This is a genomic window from Flaviramulus sp., assembly GCF_982512915.1.
This window is the reverse complement of the sequence record NZ_CEWOCJ010000019.1, coordinates 27,559-44,503: the sequence shown is the minus strand read 5'-3', so window position 1 is coordinate 44,503 and position 16,945 is coordinate 27,559. Positions and strand designations below refer to the sequence as shown.

Here is a 16,945-nt window from a genome sequence, read left to right as displayed (position 1 = left end):
AATTAACAGCGTAAAATCAACTTTAACCTGTAGCCATATTTCAGGACAAGACAAAAGACTCCTTACCGGTTTGATATTCCCAAATAAATTCGGTTTTCAAAATAAAAAAGTTCAAACCGCTGATATCAATCCGCTACTTTTAAAAATATCCAGTGTTAATAAGGATTTTGGAAGAAATGAAAAACGGGACAATCCTAATATTAAGAATTTGTCCCGTTTAGTGGGGAGAGCAGGATTCGAACCTGCGAAGACTTAGTCAGCAGATTTACAGTCTGCCCTCGTTGGCCGCTTGAGTATCTCCCCAAAACCGAGCACAAATATATTATTGTTTCTTTATTAAGCAAATAAAAAAAGTATTTTATTTACAACTCATATCGCACTCTGAAAGACACAAAACGAGGCTGTATAAAAGTTTCTGAAGTTGAAACCGAAAGGTTATTAGCACCATTATTAATTCTGGATTCGATATCCAATAAGTTGGTTGCAATAATTTCGTATTCGAATTTAGCATCCCTATCTTTTCTGTAAGCTAAAGAAGCATTCCAAGTTTCAAAAGACTGAGAATCACCATCTTTTTGTCTTTGACGATTATAAGCATAATCGGTTCTAAAAGTAAAAGAATTCCAAATGTAGGCATCAAAATCTATAGAAGGTGCATTAGTATAAAAAACCGTTGTTGTTGGGCCTTGATTGTTGGTACTTATACTGTAGCTATAGCGTAAACTTACGTTTGGCGCTACTTTAAAATTAGTACGGATACCTGGTACATAATTTTGTACAAATCTTTCATTTACAGATTGTCTGCCTTGAATAAACTGATTATTTAAACTATAATTATAATTAGTACTTAAGCTAGCTCTTATTTTTCCAAATGTCCTTTGTACTCTTCCGCTTGCCGAAACACTTTCATCAGCAAAGTTTGAGTTAAAAAAAGTACTTGTTGTAATAACATTCTCAAAATTTGTTAACCCTCTTATTTGATCAATATTTTTTGAATAAGCTAAACGAGCAAATACATTTGTGTAATTAAATAAATTAAAACTGTTGTAAAATAAGCTTACATTGTGTGACAAGGCATTTTGTAAATCTGGTTCACCAAACTGAATGCTATTAAAATTATTTAAAACTAAACCTTGAGCCAAACGTGTTACATCAGTAAACTGATTTCGCATGTTGTATCTTAGTGTTAAACTTTCACTCTTTTTAAATTGAATTCGAGTTTCAAAATCTGGTAAAAGTCTAAAGAAATTATCCTCAAACACTTCGTTAAATTGTGTGTTTTTATTACCGTAAGCATGTGCTGAAAATCCTGGTCTGAAAGTGAATTTACCAAGTTTTAATGTGTAATGTACTCCAACATAAAAATCTGTGAAATTATACTCGGTATCATTTGTAGCACGCCCATCGTTAAAAGTTGGCACAGGATCAAAAATTGACCCATCTTCCAAAAACTGAAAAATATTTGAATTAAATTCTTGACGACTTAAAATAGTTCCAAAAGTAAAATTGATATTACTTTTGTCGTTAAGTATGTTGTAATAATCAAACTTAGCATCTAATTGATTTGATTTAATTCTTCTATTTTGAGCAATATCGTAATTATTTAAAGTATTATTTAAACCCAAAGCCTCGGCTGTTGTATCATAAGCATCTCTGTCATTCGGGTCTGGTTCGTTATTGTTATTTGGATTGTTAATTAAGAGCGCATTATAAAAAGGATCTTCATCTTTGATTAAATGTTGCGCTTCAAAAGCAAAAATATTTTTTTCATTTACCGTATAATAGTAGTTTATATTTTGATTGATACTAAATGGCTTCACTTCATCAAACTGATTGGTATTTCCTAAAACTGAAGATAAAAAGTTTTGGTCTTGAGAATCTTGTGAAATTCTCCCTAAAACATCATAATCTAGTTGATTATTTAAATTTGGTTTATAGGTAGCGCTTAACTTAATTAAACCCTGATCAGAGGCTTCATTACTTGTTCTCTCAGTAGTTTCGTCTGGAATTCCAAGATCAGAATCTGTATATTGCTGAAAGGTTCTTTGTCTGGAGTCAATTCGACTACTATTATAAATAAGAAATCCACTTATATCCAAAGCTTTGTTGGGAGAATAACTAAAATTTGTAGCTCCCAATTTATTTTCAACCTCTACGGCATTATTTTGACTGGTTAGAAATCCTAGACTGTTATCTCCTAAATTAATACTGGTACCGCTATTATTACTTGGTACTCTAAAACCACCACCAAAACCTCTTATATCTTGTCTTGTTAAGGCTACTTCACCTGTGTTATTTAAATCCCCAATAAAATTTAGGCTAAATTTTGGGCTGTAATAAAATAATTTAGGCTGTGCTAGATAGAGTTCTTCATCAGGGGATGAACCAGCGCCTAACGTAACATTTCCAAACCAAAAACTTTCTTTCCCTTCTTTTAACTTAATGTTCATAGCCACATTATCTTGGTTGTTTGTAACACCGCTTAACTGTCCAACTTCAGAATAATTACGTAAAACTTGTATTTTATCAACGGCACTAGAAGGAATATTTTTAGTAGCTAATTTAGTGTCTCCATCAAAAAAATCTTTCCCATTTACCATCAGTTTACTTACAACTTTACCTTCGACCTCTATTTGCCCATTTTCATTAATTTCAACACCAGGAAGCTTTTCTATGATATCTTCAAGTTTTCTTTCGGAACCATTTTTAAAAGAATCTGCATTATAAATTAAGGTATCACCTTTAACGGTAACTGGCATTTCATAAACTAACTCTACCGCGTCTAAAGCATTATCCGCAACTAGAGTGATGTCTTTATCGATGTTACTTTCGGTAGTTGTGATTACTTCTTCGAAAGTTTTCATTCCAATATAACTTACTTGTAGTTTATATTTGGTGTTTTTTTCTAATGATAATATGAATTTCCCTTTATCATTAGTTATACCATAAGATTCAAGGGAACTTGTAGCTTGGTTAATAGCTATAACATTAGCTAACTCTAAAGGTGCTCCAATACTATCTTTCACAACACCTTGTATTTTGATTTGGGCAAAAGTTATGTTTGCTACAACTAGTAGCGCTATAAAAATTATTTTTTTCATGGTTTTGGTTTGGATGTTTTTTAGAGTCAATTTGAAATAATAAAGGCTAATTTCTTCTTCCTCTATTATCTCTCATTTCTTGCATTTTTTCAGTTATAATATTCTTATACTCCTTCTTGTTTACTTCTTTACCTTTATCAGGAGCCTCAATTTTGATTTTTTCTTCTGGGTTCATTACAATTTTTGAACACAACAATGTGGTATTACCAACACTAACTTCAAGAATCAAACCTGGAAGACCCCAATAATCTCCTGGACCTTGACTAACAGGCACCATAGGTGTATACCAAGCTTCTACCTCAACCATTTCTACTTCCTCTTCAACAGGTGTTTTCATGTTATCCGCTAAATCATTAGTTTTCAAGGTATCAACTTTCTTTTCAGCGTTGTTATTTGATACTTCACTCCAAGAAAAAGTCCACCAAGAAGTATCAAAAACTGGTCTTTTACATGTAGCTTTAAAGCAAGTGTATTGACCAATTTGTTTGGTTTCATTTTCCATTTTCCATTCAATAGGAGATAAATTTTCTTTTACTAAAAATTGTTTTCCATAAAACTCTTGATTCTGAGAAAACTCATTAGTTTTTATATTTTTATATTGAACACCTGGTGTAAAGTTTTTTCCCCATGAATCTGTTGCACCAGAAATGGCATCTAGTTTTTCATCTTCTCTGTATATAGACTCTTGTTTGTTAAAAGTTAAAATATAAGTTTTCTCTAACCTATCTTTTAAACGTGCTTCTATTTGCTTTTTTTGAGCCTCACTCATTCTGGAACCCCAAGTTCCAAGATCCATAGGTGTTTTTGAAAAATAATAGGCCTTACCTTGAAATTCTTGAGCAAAAAGGGAAGTAGATACTATTAAAGTTAACGATAGGGCAAAAAGATTTTTTAATATAGCTTTCATGTGAGTAATTTAAATATTTTGTTTAACAAATATACGAAAAAATTAAACAGAAAATAATTTATCTTGGACCTCCTCCTCCGTTTCTTCCTCTGTTATCTCTCATCTCCTGCATTTTTTCCGAAATAATTAGACTGTATTCATTTTTAGTTACCTCTTTACCTTTGTCTGGCACTCTAATTGCTTCTTTATCGTCTGTATTCATTACAATTTTTGAACACAACATTACTGTATTTCCAGCACTTAATTCTAAAATCAACCCTGGAAGCCCCCAATACTCACCTGGGCCTTGACTAACTGGCACCATAGGTGTATACCAAGCTATAACCTCAACCATTTTAGGTTCTTCTACTAATTCTTCATTAGTAGCAGTGTCTGATTCTGTTTCATTTCTATTATCTCCTCTTCTGGGAGGTTCAACTCGCATCCAATTTAAATCTGCATCTGGAATCAAAACCGTAGCTTTAAATGCTGTATATTTTCCTATTTGCTTGGTTTCAGCTTCCATTTTCCAGTTAAATGGAGTCATTTCTTCCTTAATCAAAAACTGCTTTCCAAAAAATTCTTGATCTTGAATAAATATTTTATTTTTAATGTTTTTATATTGAGGTCCGCTTGAAAAACTGCTCATAAAACCAAAACCACGGCCTCCGCCTCCAGCACTAGGCGCACTTAACTTTTCATCTTCTTTAAATATAGATTCTTCTTTATTAAAAGTTAGGATGAATGTTTTTTCAAGAAATGGCTTCATTCTTTCCTCCATTTGTTTTTTCTGCTGCTCACTCATTTGACCACCTCTACTAAAACGACTTAAATCCATAGTAGATTTTGATGAGTAGTATGCTTTTCCTTGAAAATCGTTTTGTGAAAATATCGCAAGTGGTGCTGCCAATAAAAAGACTAGTAATGCTAATGTTGTAGTATTAATTTTCATTAATGTTATTTTTTAAGTGAATTAAAAACTTTCGTTTTTAAATTAGACTACAAACATACCATTAAGTTTAATTGGTAAAATGTTAAATGATTCTTAAAAAAATCAACCGCCTATCCTTATTTCAAAAACTTCGCCTTTACCGCCTTTTCTTGGCGCAAATTGCTCCATCATTTCTTTGGACTTTTTTTCCATTATCTCTTCATATTCATTCGATCTAACTTCTTTACCTTTATTAGGTTCTTTTATATCTAACTTTTCTTCAGGATTTAAAATTATTTTACTGCAAATAATTGTTAGTTTATCATCATGAATTTCTAGAATTAAACCAGGAAGTCCTTGATATTTAGCAGGTCCATTATTTATTGGCACTTGTGGCGTATACCATGCGGTAACTATACGTGTCTCTATTTTAGGTTCGTTTACTTCCTCTTCTTCTTTGTTAGAATCGATATTACTAAAACTGAAATTATTTACTTCAATCTCTTTTGTATACGTAGCTTTATAACATTGATATTCTCCTATGTACTTAGTATCAGCTTCCAATTTCCAATCTATTTTTTGTATAGAATCTTTCACCAAGAAGATTTTACCCATCGTATCCTTTTGATCTGTGTAACTTTGTGTTTTTGTATTTTTATAAAGCACATCCTGTCCGCCACCACTAGCTATCATAGTGAATTGAAAATTTCCCAATAAATTTGCTTGTGGTTTATCCAATGCTACATCTTCTTTGTAAACCGAAGCTTCTTTATTAAAAGCTAGAGTGTATGTTTTTTGAAATTGCTTTTTCATCATTTCCATCATTCTGGAATGCATCTCAGAATTCATTTTAGTACTATCCATCTTTATATCAAATTGAAGCATCGTTTTGTAAATTGCAACTCCTTGAAAATCTTGAGCATTTAGATTTGATGAAACTAAAAAAATGGATACAACTAAAACTTTTACTAATACTTTCATTTTTTCTAATTTATTGTTTTTCATAATAATTAATAGCAGCTTGTCTCATTTTTTTTACTGATTTTAAAAATAAATCAATATTATCTGATTTCCCATTTACTTTACAAGATAAAGTAGATTTCTCTCCATTTGTCATCAAATTACCATTACAGATAATTTCGAAAGACACCTCTTGATTATCAACAAGAGTTTCTAAAATTTCCCTAACATCATTCATATTAAAAATAGATTCTACTTCTTCAGCTGAATCAACAGTAACTGATATTGATAAATTATTAATTTGAACTTCATCATTTTTAATAATCCCTTTTAAGTTTTTAGATTGACTAAAACTTAGTGTTACTAACAAAAGACCTAAAATCGTAAATACATTTTTCATTATAAATAAATTTATTAATTAATATATTGTAAAAGTAAAACGCCTAAACAGCTTTTTAAGTTAACGAGTGTTAACGAGTGTTAACCAATTAGTTTTTAAGTTTTTTAACATTTACTTTTGGATTATGAACGATGCAAAATACAAATGGATTTTATATATAATAGTCACAGTAATTATATGCACAATTACAATTCAAATATATTGGAACAATAAAAATTATCTTATAAATGAGCAACAATTTGTAAACGAAGTTCAAATAAGTTTAGATAAAGCGGTTGATGACTATTATGCGGAATTAGCTGAAAAAACAACTGTTGGTTTCTCATTCTCTAGTGAAAACAAAAAAAACACCTTTATTGAAGATAGTGACTTTTTAAAACTTTTAGGCGAAATAGACGAAACTAACAAAGAGTTTAAAAACTTAGACTCTTTAATTCCTACTAAAATTAGAGGTGTAGCAGTTTATAGAGGCCTAAAAGCAGACTCCTTAATTACTGCTTCAGAGAAAAAGAACACTCCCTTTAAAGTAGATACTTCAAATGCTAAAAAAATTGGTTTTCTTACTTCAAAAGTGATTGTATCAATTAATAATGATACACTTGTTTTAAAAAAAGTAGATAGTTTACTAAAAGCAGAATTATTCCGTAAAAACATTTTTGCCAATTACAGTCTAGCATTCAAAAAAGAAAAACAAACTATAAAATATTTTAATTCATCTGAATTTGATAGCGTTAAATCGTTAAGTAAAAACGCACTAAAAACAGTATCAAAATCTACCTTTTTACCAAAAAATAGTGAGTTAACTATTTTCTTTAAAAACACAAATCAACAAATTTTAAAGCGTAGTTTTATAGGTATATTAATTTCAGCCTTACTTGTTTTAACTGTTATTAGCTGTTTATTTTATCTATTAAAAATTATAAAAAATCAAAAACAACTCGCCGAAGTAAAAAATGATTTAATAAGCAATATAACACATGAGTTTAAAACACCAATCGCTACCATAAGTGCTGCATTGGAAGGTATTAACAATTTTAATATGATTGATGATAAGCAGAAAACTAAGAATTATCTAGAGATGTCTTTTAACCAACTTTCTAAATTAAATTTTATGGTTGAAAAACTGCTTGAAACAGCCACCTTAGATAGTGAGTCTTTAGAGTTAAACAAGGAAAGCACAAACATTGTATCACTTTTAAATTCTTTAATAAATCGATATGAAATTCAACATCAAAACAAAACATTTGAAACTCAGATTAATTTTGAAAGTTTGCTAATAAATGTTGATATTTTCCATTTTGAAAACGCATTAAATAATATTTTAGATAATTCAGTAAAATATGGCGGAGATAACATTTTAATAAAATTAATTTCAGAGAAAAATCTTATGAAAATTCTTATTTCTGATAATGGTAACAAACTAGATAAAGAAAATAAAAATCGTGTTTTTGAGAAATTTTATCGGGTACCAAAGGGAAATACACATGATGTAAAAGGGTTTGGTATTGGTTTATATTATACAAAATCTATAGTTGAAAAACATGGTGGAAATATTGAACTAAACATTGATAATAAACTAACTACTTTTAAAATCTCAATACCTAATGGCTAACATTACCAAAATATTATTAGCAGAGGATGAGCCTGCTTTGGGACTTATTATTAAAGAGAGTCTTGAAACACGAAATTTCAAAGTACTGCTTTGCGAGAATGGTGAAATAGCACTTAAAACCTATCAAACTAATACTCCAGAATTATTAGTATTAGATGTTATGATGCCTAAAAAAGATGGTTTCACATTAGCTAAAGAAATTAGGGAGATTGATGAAACAATTCCTATTATTTTTTTAACGGCAAAATCTCAAACTCAGGATATTGTTGAAGGTTTCAGTATTGGCGGAAACGATTATTTAAAAAAACCTTTTAGTATGGAAGAATTAATTGTTAGAATGAACAATTTATTAAACAGAACCAAAGAACAAAAACATGCTGAAATTTTAGAAATTGGAGCTTACAATTTTAATTTCCCAAAACAAATTCTTCAATATAAAAACGAAGAAAAAACACCATTAACTCACAGGGAAGCGCATTTACTATTTCATCTTACAAAAAATAAAAACAGCGTTTTAGACAGATCCTTGATTTTAAATAAACTTTGGGGGAGTGATGATTTTTTTAATGCAAGGAGTATGGATGTATTTATTACAAAGCTTAGGAAAAAGCTAAAACAAGATGCTAATATTGAAATTATTAATGTTCGTGGTTTTGGTTACAAACTAATTTGCTGAAAAATGGTTTGATTTTTGTATTTTTCAAACTCTAATGAAATATACACTTTACATACTCTATTTTTTTTCCATTTCTATATTCTCCCAAGAATATTTAGATGCTATTTTAATGAAGAAAACTACATTAAAAGCTGATAAAGTTATTGCGGTTGATGATTTTGGAACCACATATTATATAAAAAATAATGTTTTCAAAAAAAAAGACCAAAATGGTACCATAACATATAATAACTTTCAGTTAGGAAATCTTAATAATGCCAATGCTTTTAATCCTTTAAAAATAAATCTATTTTATAAAGATTTTAATACTCTAATTGTACTAGACAATAGGTTGGCAGAAATATTCAAAATTGATTTTAATACCATGTCACCTTACAAAAACGTTACGCACATTTCAACTGGTTTTGATAATATGCTTTGGATATTTAATCAAGATTTACAAAAACTAGAACTTTTTGATTTTAAAACACAAACTACAAAAGCGCAAACATTACCCGTACAAAGCGCTATTTTAGATTTAAAAAGTAATTATAATTATTGTTGGCTTCTTACCCAAAAATTCTTGTATAAGTATAATTATTTTGGAAGTTTAGTTAGTAAAATAAAAAATGATGGCCATACCGAATTAATTGAAAGCAACGAAAATATAGTACTTAAAAAAGAAGATAAGTTATTTTTTATAAAAAAAAATACCAACAAAATAATACCAATTAAAACTCCAAATTTGTTGATAAATCAGTTTTTTGTAACCAATGAAACCTTGTATATTTACAATGATGAAACCTTGCAAGAACTCCAATTAAAAAATTAAATAAATTATGCATATTGCTATTGCCGGAAACATTGGCGCTGGAAAAACAACGCTTACCAAATTACTTGCAAAACATTATAAATGGGAACCACAACTTGAAGATGTTGTTGATAATCCTTACCTAGATGATTTTTATAATCAAATGGAACGTTGGAGTTTTAATTTACAAGTTTACTTTTTAAATAGTAGGTTTAGGCAAGTTTTGCAAATTCACGAAAGTGGTAAAGACATCATCCAAGACAGAACCATTTATGAAGACGCTCATATTTTCGCGCCAAATCTTCATGCAATGGGTTTAATGACAAATAGAGATTACGAAAATTACAAATCGCTTTTTGATTTAATGGAATCTCTTGTTAAAGGGCCTGATGTTCTAATTTATTTACGCAGTTCTATTCCTAATTTAGTATCTCAAATACATAAGCGAGGTAGAGAATATGAAAACTCTATTAGTATTGATTATTTAAGCAGATTAAATGAGCGCTATGAAGCATGGATACATGGTTACAACAAAGGAAAACTATTAATTATTGATGTTGATAAACTAGATTTTGTTGATAAACCTGAAGATTTAGGATACATCATTAATACCATAGATGCAGAAATTAACGGATTATTTTAATAAAAAAATCCAGCTGTTTAGAAGCTTCTGTTTTTAGTATATTATTAATCAATTTTAATTTTTTATGAGAAAAATTACACTAGTTTTATCGCTATTACTATTCACTAATTTATTGTTTTCACAAGAATCCTTAGAAAGCCAAACTCCAAAACCCAATTATAGATTAGCTTCTAAATTTTCACCAGAAAATCTGGGTAAACTAGTACATTCTACAAGTGTAAGACCAAACTGGCTAGAAAATGGCAATCGTTTTTGGTATCAATATAAAACAACAAACGGATCTAACTACTATATTGTTGATTCCGATAAAAGAACTAAAACCAAACTGTTTGACAATGCAAAAATGGCAAAATGGTTAACTGAAATTACCAAAGACCCTTACGATGCCCAACACTTACCAAGATTCAATTTTGAGTTTGTTAAAAATGAAACTGCTATTAGATTTAGAATTACATCTAATGAAGAAGTTGAAGTAGTTGATGATAAGAAAGAAGATGCAGAAAAAAAAGAGACTGAAAAAGATTCAACTTCAACAAAAAAAGCAAAAAAGAAAGCTCCAAAAATGGAGAAAAAAACATACTTCTTAGAGTATAAATTAGGAGGAAATGGTCTTACCATTATAGATAATAAAAAGGAAGAGAAAGAAGAATGGAAAAAGTGGGCAAATGTATCGCCTGATAGCACGATTGTTTTATTTTCTAGAAATTACAACCTGTATTGGATGGATAAAGAAAACTTTTTAAAGGCTGTTAAAGACTCCAAAGATTCTACTATTGTTGAAAACCAATGGACTAAAGATGGCGAGCAAAATTACAGTTATGGTGGAAGAGATTGGGGGAAAAACAATGAAGAATTAGAAGAAGATAAAGAAAAAAATGAAAGAGAAAGCATTTATGGTTATTGGTCTCACGATTCAAAAAAGTTTGTTTTTGAAAGAACTGATAGTAGGGATATAAAAGATTTATGGGTAATAAATTCCGTTTCGAAAAAACGACCAACTCTAGAAACTTATAAATATCATATGCCTGGTGAGCAAGAATTTTACAAATATGAATTATTAGCTTTTGATATACCTTCAAAAGAAATAACTAAAGTAAAATTAGATACTACAATCCAACAATCCATTTCGGTTTACAACTATAAATACAAAAAATCGAATAATAGTAAACACAAACCTAGATTATTATTATCAAAAAAAGATAAAATATACTTCAACACCATAAGTAGAGATCGTAAAAGACTAAACATAAATGTAGCTGACATTAAGACAGGTGAAGTTAAAAAACTTATAGAAGAATCGTTTAATACTTATATAGAAACCAGAGGTAAAGAGATTGTTTTATTTAATAACGAATCAGAAATTTTACATTGGTCTGAACAAGATGGTTGGGGACATTTTTATTTGTATGATGCCAATGGTAATTTAAAAATGCAAGTAACAAATGGCGAATACCATATAGATAGTTTTGAAGGTATTGATGAAAAAGAACGCGACATTTATTTTGTAGCTAACGGTGTAAATAAGAATGAAGACCCTTATTACGCACATTTATTTAAAATTAATTTAAATGGCACAGGCTTTAAAAACTTAAATCCAGGAGATTACAATTTTGATTCAGATGTTTCTGACTCTAACCAATACTTTGTAACCAACTACTCAAGAGTAAATACAGTACCAAAATCAGAACTTAGAAATAATCTTGGATCGGTAATATTAAACTTAGAAGAAGCGGATTTATCCCAACTCATGGCAACAGGTTATAAATTTCCTGAAACTTTTAAAATGAAAGCAGACGATGGTATTACAGATTTATATGGAGTTATGTATAAACCTTTTGATTTTGATGAAAATAAAAAATACCCGTTAATAGAATATGTATATCCAGGACCACAAACCGAAGCTGTAAACAAATCGTTTTCAGTAAGCATGAACAGAACAGATAGGATAGCACAGATTGGTTTTATAGTAGTTACTATAGGAAACCGAGGTGGCCATCCTGCAAGATCTAAATGGTATCATACTTATGGCTATGGAAACTTAAGAGATTATGGTCTTGCAGATAAAAAATATGTTGCTGAACAATTAGCAGACAAATACAATTATATAGATATTGATAAGGTTGGTATTTTCGGTCATTCAGGTGGTGGATTTATGTCTACTGCTGCTATGTTAGTTTATCCTGATTTTTTTAAAGCAGCAGTTTCTTCAGCAGGAAACCATGATAACACTATTTACAACAGCTGGTGGAGTGAAACACACCATGGAATAAAAGAAGAAAAAGGTGCTGACGGAAATATTTCTTATAAATATGATATTGACAAAAATCAGTCTTTAGCTAAAAATTTAAAAGGTAATTTAATGCTTGTTACAGGCGATGTTGATAATAATGTACATCCTGGAGCAACTATTAGAATGGCTAATGCGTTAATTGAAGCTAACAAACGTTTTGACTTTATGCTAATGCCTGGGCAACGACATGGTTTTGGAAAAATGACTGAATATTTTTTCTGGTTAAAAGCCGATTATTTTAGCAAACACCTTTTGGGAGTTGAAAATATAGATGTAGATATTAAAGAAATTAATAGAGATATTCCTAAAAACAAATAACAGGTTAAGCTATAAAGCCATGGAGTCTTGCATGGGTAATAGCTTCTTTTGTGTGGTCTACTAATAAAACTGGTGTAGTTTTATAGTTTTCATAAAGCATTTTTACACGACGCATTTTTCTTTTATGATTTACGTTTATTAAGTAAATAGCCATTATTCTACCAGGATAATCCATGGCTATATTCATATAAATATATGGGTCGTACTCACCACTATCTCCGATTAATATGAAATTTAATTCTGTATAGGTATTTAAAAGATTTATAATTTCTTTTTGTTTTTGAGGCAAGTTTCCATTTGCTTTTTTCGAAAAAGGCTTTGGAAAACTTCTTAAAATAATAGGCCCTTTTGGAAAATTATTTTTTCTCAAAAAATACTTCAGATACCGGTATAAATTCCAAGGGCTATGGCTTACGTAAAAAATAGGATTCGATTCATTCCCTGTTTTGCCCTTGTGTAATAAATTATAGAATTGTGGTGCACCATCTAAAGGAATTCTTTTTCCAGCTGAAGTTAAAAGGGTATTAAAGACTACGCGCCATTTTAATATTGAAACAAGACCCGTGTGTAAAATTGTATCATCAATATCACTTACTACTCCAAAACTTGCACTTTCAGATGGAATAAGCATTTCGCCTTCAAACCTATTTTCAGATTGAATAGGACTTTTTAAATTATCAATATCATAAGAAAATTCTAAAGGTATCCAACCTTCTTCATTTGAAGAACTATTAAGATCTTCAACTTTGTCATCAAAAATAAAAAAACCTCTACTATCAGTATTAGTATAAAAAAACTTTTTGTCTCCTACTCTTACTCTTATTCTAGCATGCTTAATCTCATCAGTTTCAAAACGCTTCCAAGCATTAAAAAGTAATTTAAAAGCACCTTTTTGTTCTAAATCAATACTCTCATCTTCAATAGCGCGTCCTCTTAGATATAAATGATTATGAGTGCCATAAGTTTGAAAAGTAATTATTTGAAGAGGATCTTTTTTAAACATAAAATGTTTTTAAACTTGAATTAAAAGTACAAAAAAACCACGTTTATAAACGTGGTTTTTAATTAAAAAGTTAGTTATTAGTTAGTTTACTACTTTTTCATCAATATGTTTTTCAACTATTAAATCAATATCTTTAGACTCTAATTTCAAAGCTTCAATACTAGCTTTTACTTCCTCTTCAGTACCTTCAAATGTTTCATAATTTGTAGTTTCATTACCCTTATTACTTGTAATAGTTGTAACTATTGCTTTAAAAGTATTATCATCATTAGCAGTCATTTCAACTTTAATCTCACGTGTCATTTCCACTCTATTTTCATTTGACACATACGCAGTTACAACATCAGAAGATAATGCTATACTAGGTGCAATTACTAAAGCAACTACCGACATCAATTTTAATAATATATTTAACGAAGGACCTGAAGTATCTTTAAAAGGATCTCCAACAGTATCTCCAACCACAGCAGCTTTATGAGCATCAGTTCCTTTACGACCGTCAGCCTCAATCATTTTCTTAGCATTATCCCAAGCACCTCCAGCATTTGATTGGAAGATAGCCATTAATACCCCACAAGTTGTTACTCCTGCAAGAAGACCTCCTAACATTTCAGCACCACCTATAAAACCAACAGCCACAGGCACAGCAATAGCTAACAACCCTGGTAATACCATTTCTTTAATAGATGCTTTTGTTGAAATGTCTACACATTTGTCATACTCAGCATAACCATCAGCAGCATCAAAAATGGCTCTCTGCTCTTTTGTAGCTTTAGACATATCCGAATCTACAGCTCTCATAACTTCCAAAGCAGCTTTTAATTGAGGAATATCTCTAAATTGACGACGAACTTCTTCAATCATAGCCATTGCAGCTCTACCAACAGCATTCATTGATAAAGCAGAAAAAACAAATGGCAACATACCTCCTACCAATAATCCAGCCATAACTGTTGGCTTTGAAACATCAATGGAAGAAACATTAGCAACCTTCATAAAAGCTGAAAACAATGCTAAAGCTGTTAAAGCAGCTGAAGCTATAGCAAAACCTTTCCCAATAGCGGCAGTTGTATTACCTACAGCATCTAATTTATCAGTACGCTCACGAACTTCTGGATCGCATTCAGCCATTTCAGCAATACCGCCAGCATTATCAGAAATTGGGCCATAAGCATCAACAGCTAATTGAATACCTGTATTTGCAAGCATACCAACAGCAGCTATGGCAATACCATATAATCCTGCAAAATGGTGAGAAACTAAAATTGCAGCAGCAATTAATAATATTGGAATCATTGTAGACATCATCCCAACACCTAATCCAGCAATGATGTTTGTAGCAGCACCCGTTTCAGATTGTTTAACAATATCGTTAACTGGTTTTGTTCCAGTACCTGTATAATATTCAGTAATTTTACCTACGCCTAAACCGGCGATAAGACCAGCTAGAGTAGCCCAGAAAATTCCCATGGCACCACTTGGCAATCCTTCTACACTTTCAGGAATCAATGCATTTATGATAAAATAAGATGCAATTACCATTAATCCTGCAGAACCAAATTCACCTATATTTAAAGCTGTTTGTGGGTTACCTCCATCTTTTACTTTAACAAAGAATGTTCCAATAATAGACATCACAATACCTACAGCAGCCAACACTAATGGCAAATAAACAGCTCCTAAACCAGCAAAATCTGGGGTTATAATAAAAGCTCCTAATACCATAGTACCAATTATAGAACCTACATAAGATTCGAATAAATCAGCTCCCATACCTGCAACATCACCAACATTATCTCCAACATTATCTGCAATAGTAGCTGGGTTTAGAGGATGATCTTCAGGAATACCTGCCTCTACTTTACCAACTAAATCAGCTCCGACATCAGCAGCTTTTGTATAAATACCACCACCAACACGTGCAAATAACGCAATAGAAGAGGCTCCCAATGAAAACCCAGAAAGCACATTGAGTACTAAACTTAAATTTTCAGCACCAGGCCAAATATTTTGGTAAATAGCAAATAACCCACTTAAACCTAATACACCTAAACCTACAACACCAAGACCCATTACAGCTCCTCCGGCAAAAGCTACTTCTAAGGCTTTGCCTAATGATGTTTTAGCAGCTTGAGTTGTTCTTACGTTAGCCTTTGTAGCAACTCGCATACCAATAAAACCTGCTAAAGCTGAACAAATGGCTCCTACCACAAAAGATAGTGCTACCATACCGTGAGATCCTTCCTCATTACTTCCTTTAAAGAATAGTAATATCGCTACAGCAACAACAAATAAACTTAAAATTTTATATTCTGCTTTTAAAAAAGACATTGCTCCATCAGCAATATTTTTAGCAATTCTTGCCATTTTAGCATCACCTACTTCTTGCTTAGATACCCAGCCGCTTTTTATAAAAACATACAATAGCGCCAAAACACCAAAGGCAGGCAAAAACTTTACGATTAATTCCATATTAGATTAGTTAGTTTAAATTAATTATTTTTTTAACGGGGCTAAAAATAGTAAAATTAAAGTGATAAAAAAAACCACCTTTGATTAAAGATGGTTCGTTTTTTTACCTTTAAATTGTTAATGTAATAATTTAGATGGTAAAAGTTCTCTTTTTCTTATGTTCACTTTCATCATAACGTGTAACACATTCATGATAAATTTTTATGGCTTCTTCAGCATCTCCCCAACCTCCTACATCAACTTTTTTCTTTTCTAAGTCTTTATAAACTTGAAAGAAATGCTCAATTTCTTTTAATCTATGAGGATTTAAATCAAAAATATCCTTTCGTGTACTCCAAACTGGATCTGAAACTGGAACACAAATAATTTTCTCGTCCGGTCCTTTTTCGTCAGTCATATGAAACACTCCAATTGGACGAACCTCCATAACAATCATAGGATATGATGGCTCAGTAGATAATACTAAAACATCTAAAGGGTCTTGATCTAAAGCCAAAGTCTCTGGTATAAACCCATAATCTCCAGGATACATCATTGATGAAAACAAGGTTCTATCAAATCGAATTTTATGTAGTGCAAAGTCGTATTCGTATTTATTTCTACTTCCTTTTGGAATTTCAATTAAAACATCAAAGGTTAATATTTCATTTTTACTCATGATTTATTTGTTTGTATTTGGGGTACAAATGTACTGAACGCCTCAACAACAAACAAGGTAAAACCTTTTGTTTTAAAGGATTTTTAAGTGTTTTACCTAAATTAATAGCTTCTTTTCATTAAACTATTTTAGAAACTTCCAAAAAATAAGTTTTCACTTCCATTTAAACAAAGACAAAATATTTGATTATAATTAAAATACTGAT

Annotated in this window: 13 protein-coding genes, 1 tRNA gene and 1 pseudogene; 6 read left to right on the top strand and 9 right to left on the bottom strand. The window is 30.7% G+C overall.

Features of this window, described 5'->3' with window-relative positions:
• A pseudogene (locus AC1XJX_RS11440) lies at positions 1 to 256 on the top strand (hypothetical protein); the annotation flags it as partial.
• On the opposite strand, the gene AC1XJX_RS11435 reads toward AC1XJX_RS11440, so the two are convergent.
• The 6 genes from AC1XJX_RS11435 to AC1XJX_RS11410 form a co-directional block, all read right to left on the bottom strand.
• A tRNA-Tyr gene (locus tag AC1XJX_RS11435) sits at positions 222 to 303 on the bottom strand. The pseudogene AC1XJX_RS11440 and the gene AC1XJX_RS11435 sit on opposite strands and share 35 nt — an antisense overlap.
• A 59-nt stretch (positions 304 to 362) precedes the next feature.
• Positions 363 to 3,101: a carboxypeptidase regulatory-like domain-containing protein gene (locus AC1XJX_RS11430; RefSeq protein WP_482004119.1), complete on the bottom strand. Its 2,739-nt coding sequence runs from the start codon at positions 3,099 to 3,101 to the stop codon at positions 363 to 365.
• A 46-nt stretch (positions 3,102 to 3,147) separates the two neighbouring features.
• Positions 3,148 to 4,008 carry a GLPGLI family protein gene (locus AC1XJX_RS11425; RefSeq protein ID WP_482004118.1) on the bottom strand — a complete coding sequence of 287 codons (861 nt, stop codon included), beginning with the start codon at positions 4,006 to 4,008 and terminating at the stop codon, positions 3,148 to 3,150.
• A 58-nt stretch (positions 4,009 to 4,066) separates the two neighbouring features.
• The gene (locus AC1XJX_RS11420; RefSeq protein ID WP_482004117.1) at positions 4,067 to 4,939 is read right to left on the bottom strand and encodes a GLPGLI family protein; all 873 of its coding nucleotides are present in this window, start codon (positions 4,937 to 4,939) and stop codon (positions 4,067 to 4,069) included.
• Between the two features lie 102 nt (positions 4,940 to 5,041).
• Positions 5,042 to 5,899, bottom strand: coding sequence for a GLPGLI family protein (locus AC1XJX_RS11415; protein ID WP_482004116.1), 858 nt, complete (start codon positions 5,897 to 5,899; stop codon positions 5,042 to 5,044).
• A 10-nt stretch (positions 5,900 to 5,909) separates the two neighbouring features.
• Positions 5,910 to 6,278: a hypothetical protein gene (locus AC1XJX_RS11410; protein WP_482004115.1), complete on the bottom strand. Its 369-nt coding sequence runs from the start codon at positions 6,276 to 6,278 to the stop codon at positions 5,910 to 5,912.
• Between the two features lie 124 nt (positions 6,279 to 6,402).
• Between AC1XJX_RS11410 and AC1XJX_RS11405 the strand changes: the two genes are divergently transcribed.
• From AC1XJX_RS11405 to AC1XJX_RS11385, 5 genes are all read left to right on the top strand, one after another.
• A complete protein-coding gene (locus AC1XJX_RS11405; RefSeq protein WP_482004114.1) occupies positions 6,403 to 7,890 on the top strand; it encodes a sensor histidine kinase in 1,488 nt (495 codons plus the stop codon).
• Positions 7,883 to 8,566 (top strand): response regulator transcription factor, encoded by a 684-nt coding sequence (locus tag AC1XJX_RS11400; protein ID WP_482004113.1) that lies wholly within the window; start codon positions 7,883 to 7,885, stop codon positions 8,564 to 8,566. The genes AC1XJX_RS11405 and AC1XJX_RS11400 overlap by 8 nt, the downstream gene beginning before the upstream one ends.
• 34 nt (positions 8,567 to 8,600) lie before the next feature.
• Entirely contained in the window at positions 8,601 to 9,377 is a 777-nt protein-coding gene (locus AC1XJX_RS11395; RefSeq protein ID WP_482004112.1) for a hypothetical protein, read from the top strand.
• A 7-nt stretch (positions 9,378 to 9,384) separates the two neighbouring features.
• Positions 9,385 to 9,999: a deoxynucleoside kinase gene (locus AC1XJX_RS11390; RefSeq protein WP_482004111.1), complete on the top strand. Its 615-nt coding sequence runs from the start codon at positions 9,385 to 9,387 to the stop codon at positions 9,997 to 9,999.
• Between the two features lie 64 nt (positions 10,000 to 10,063).
• Positions 10,064 to 12,607 (top strand): S9 family peptidase, encoded by a 2,544-nt coding sequence (locus AC1XJX_RS11385; protein WP_482004110.1) that lies wholly within the window; start codon positions 10,064 to 10,066, stop codon positions 12,605 to 12,607.
• A gap of 4 nt (positions 12,608 to 12,611) precedes the next feature.
• Here AC1XJX_RS11385 and AC1XJX_RS11380 read toward each other — a convergent pair whose 3' ends face one another.
• From AC1XJX_RS11380 to AC1XJX_RS11370, 3 genes are all read right to left on the bottom strand, one after another.
• A complete protein-coding gene (locus AC1XJX_RS11380) occupies positions 12,612 to 13,610 on the bottom strand; it encodes an App1 family protein (RefSeq protein ID WP_482004109.1) in 999 nt (332 codons plus the stop codon).
• Between the two features lie 81 nt (positions 13,611 to 13,691).
• A complete protein-coding gene (locus AC1XJX_RS11375; protein ID WP_482004108.1) occupies positions 13,692 to 16,082 on the bottom strand; it encodes a sodium-translocating pyrophosphatase in 2,391 nt (796 codons plus the stop codon).
• Between the two features lie 130 nt (positions 16,083 to 16,212).
• Positions 16,213 to 16,740, bottom strand: coding sequence for an inorganic diphosphatase (locus AC1XJX_RS11370; RefSeq protein ID WP_482004107.1), 528 nt, complete (start codon positions 16,738 to 16,740; stop codon positions 16,213 to 16,215).
• Between the last annotated feature and the right edge of the window lie 205 nt (positions 16,741 to 16,945).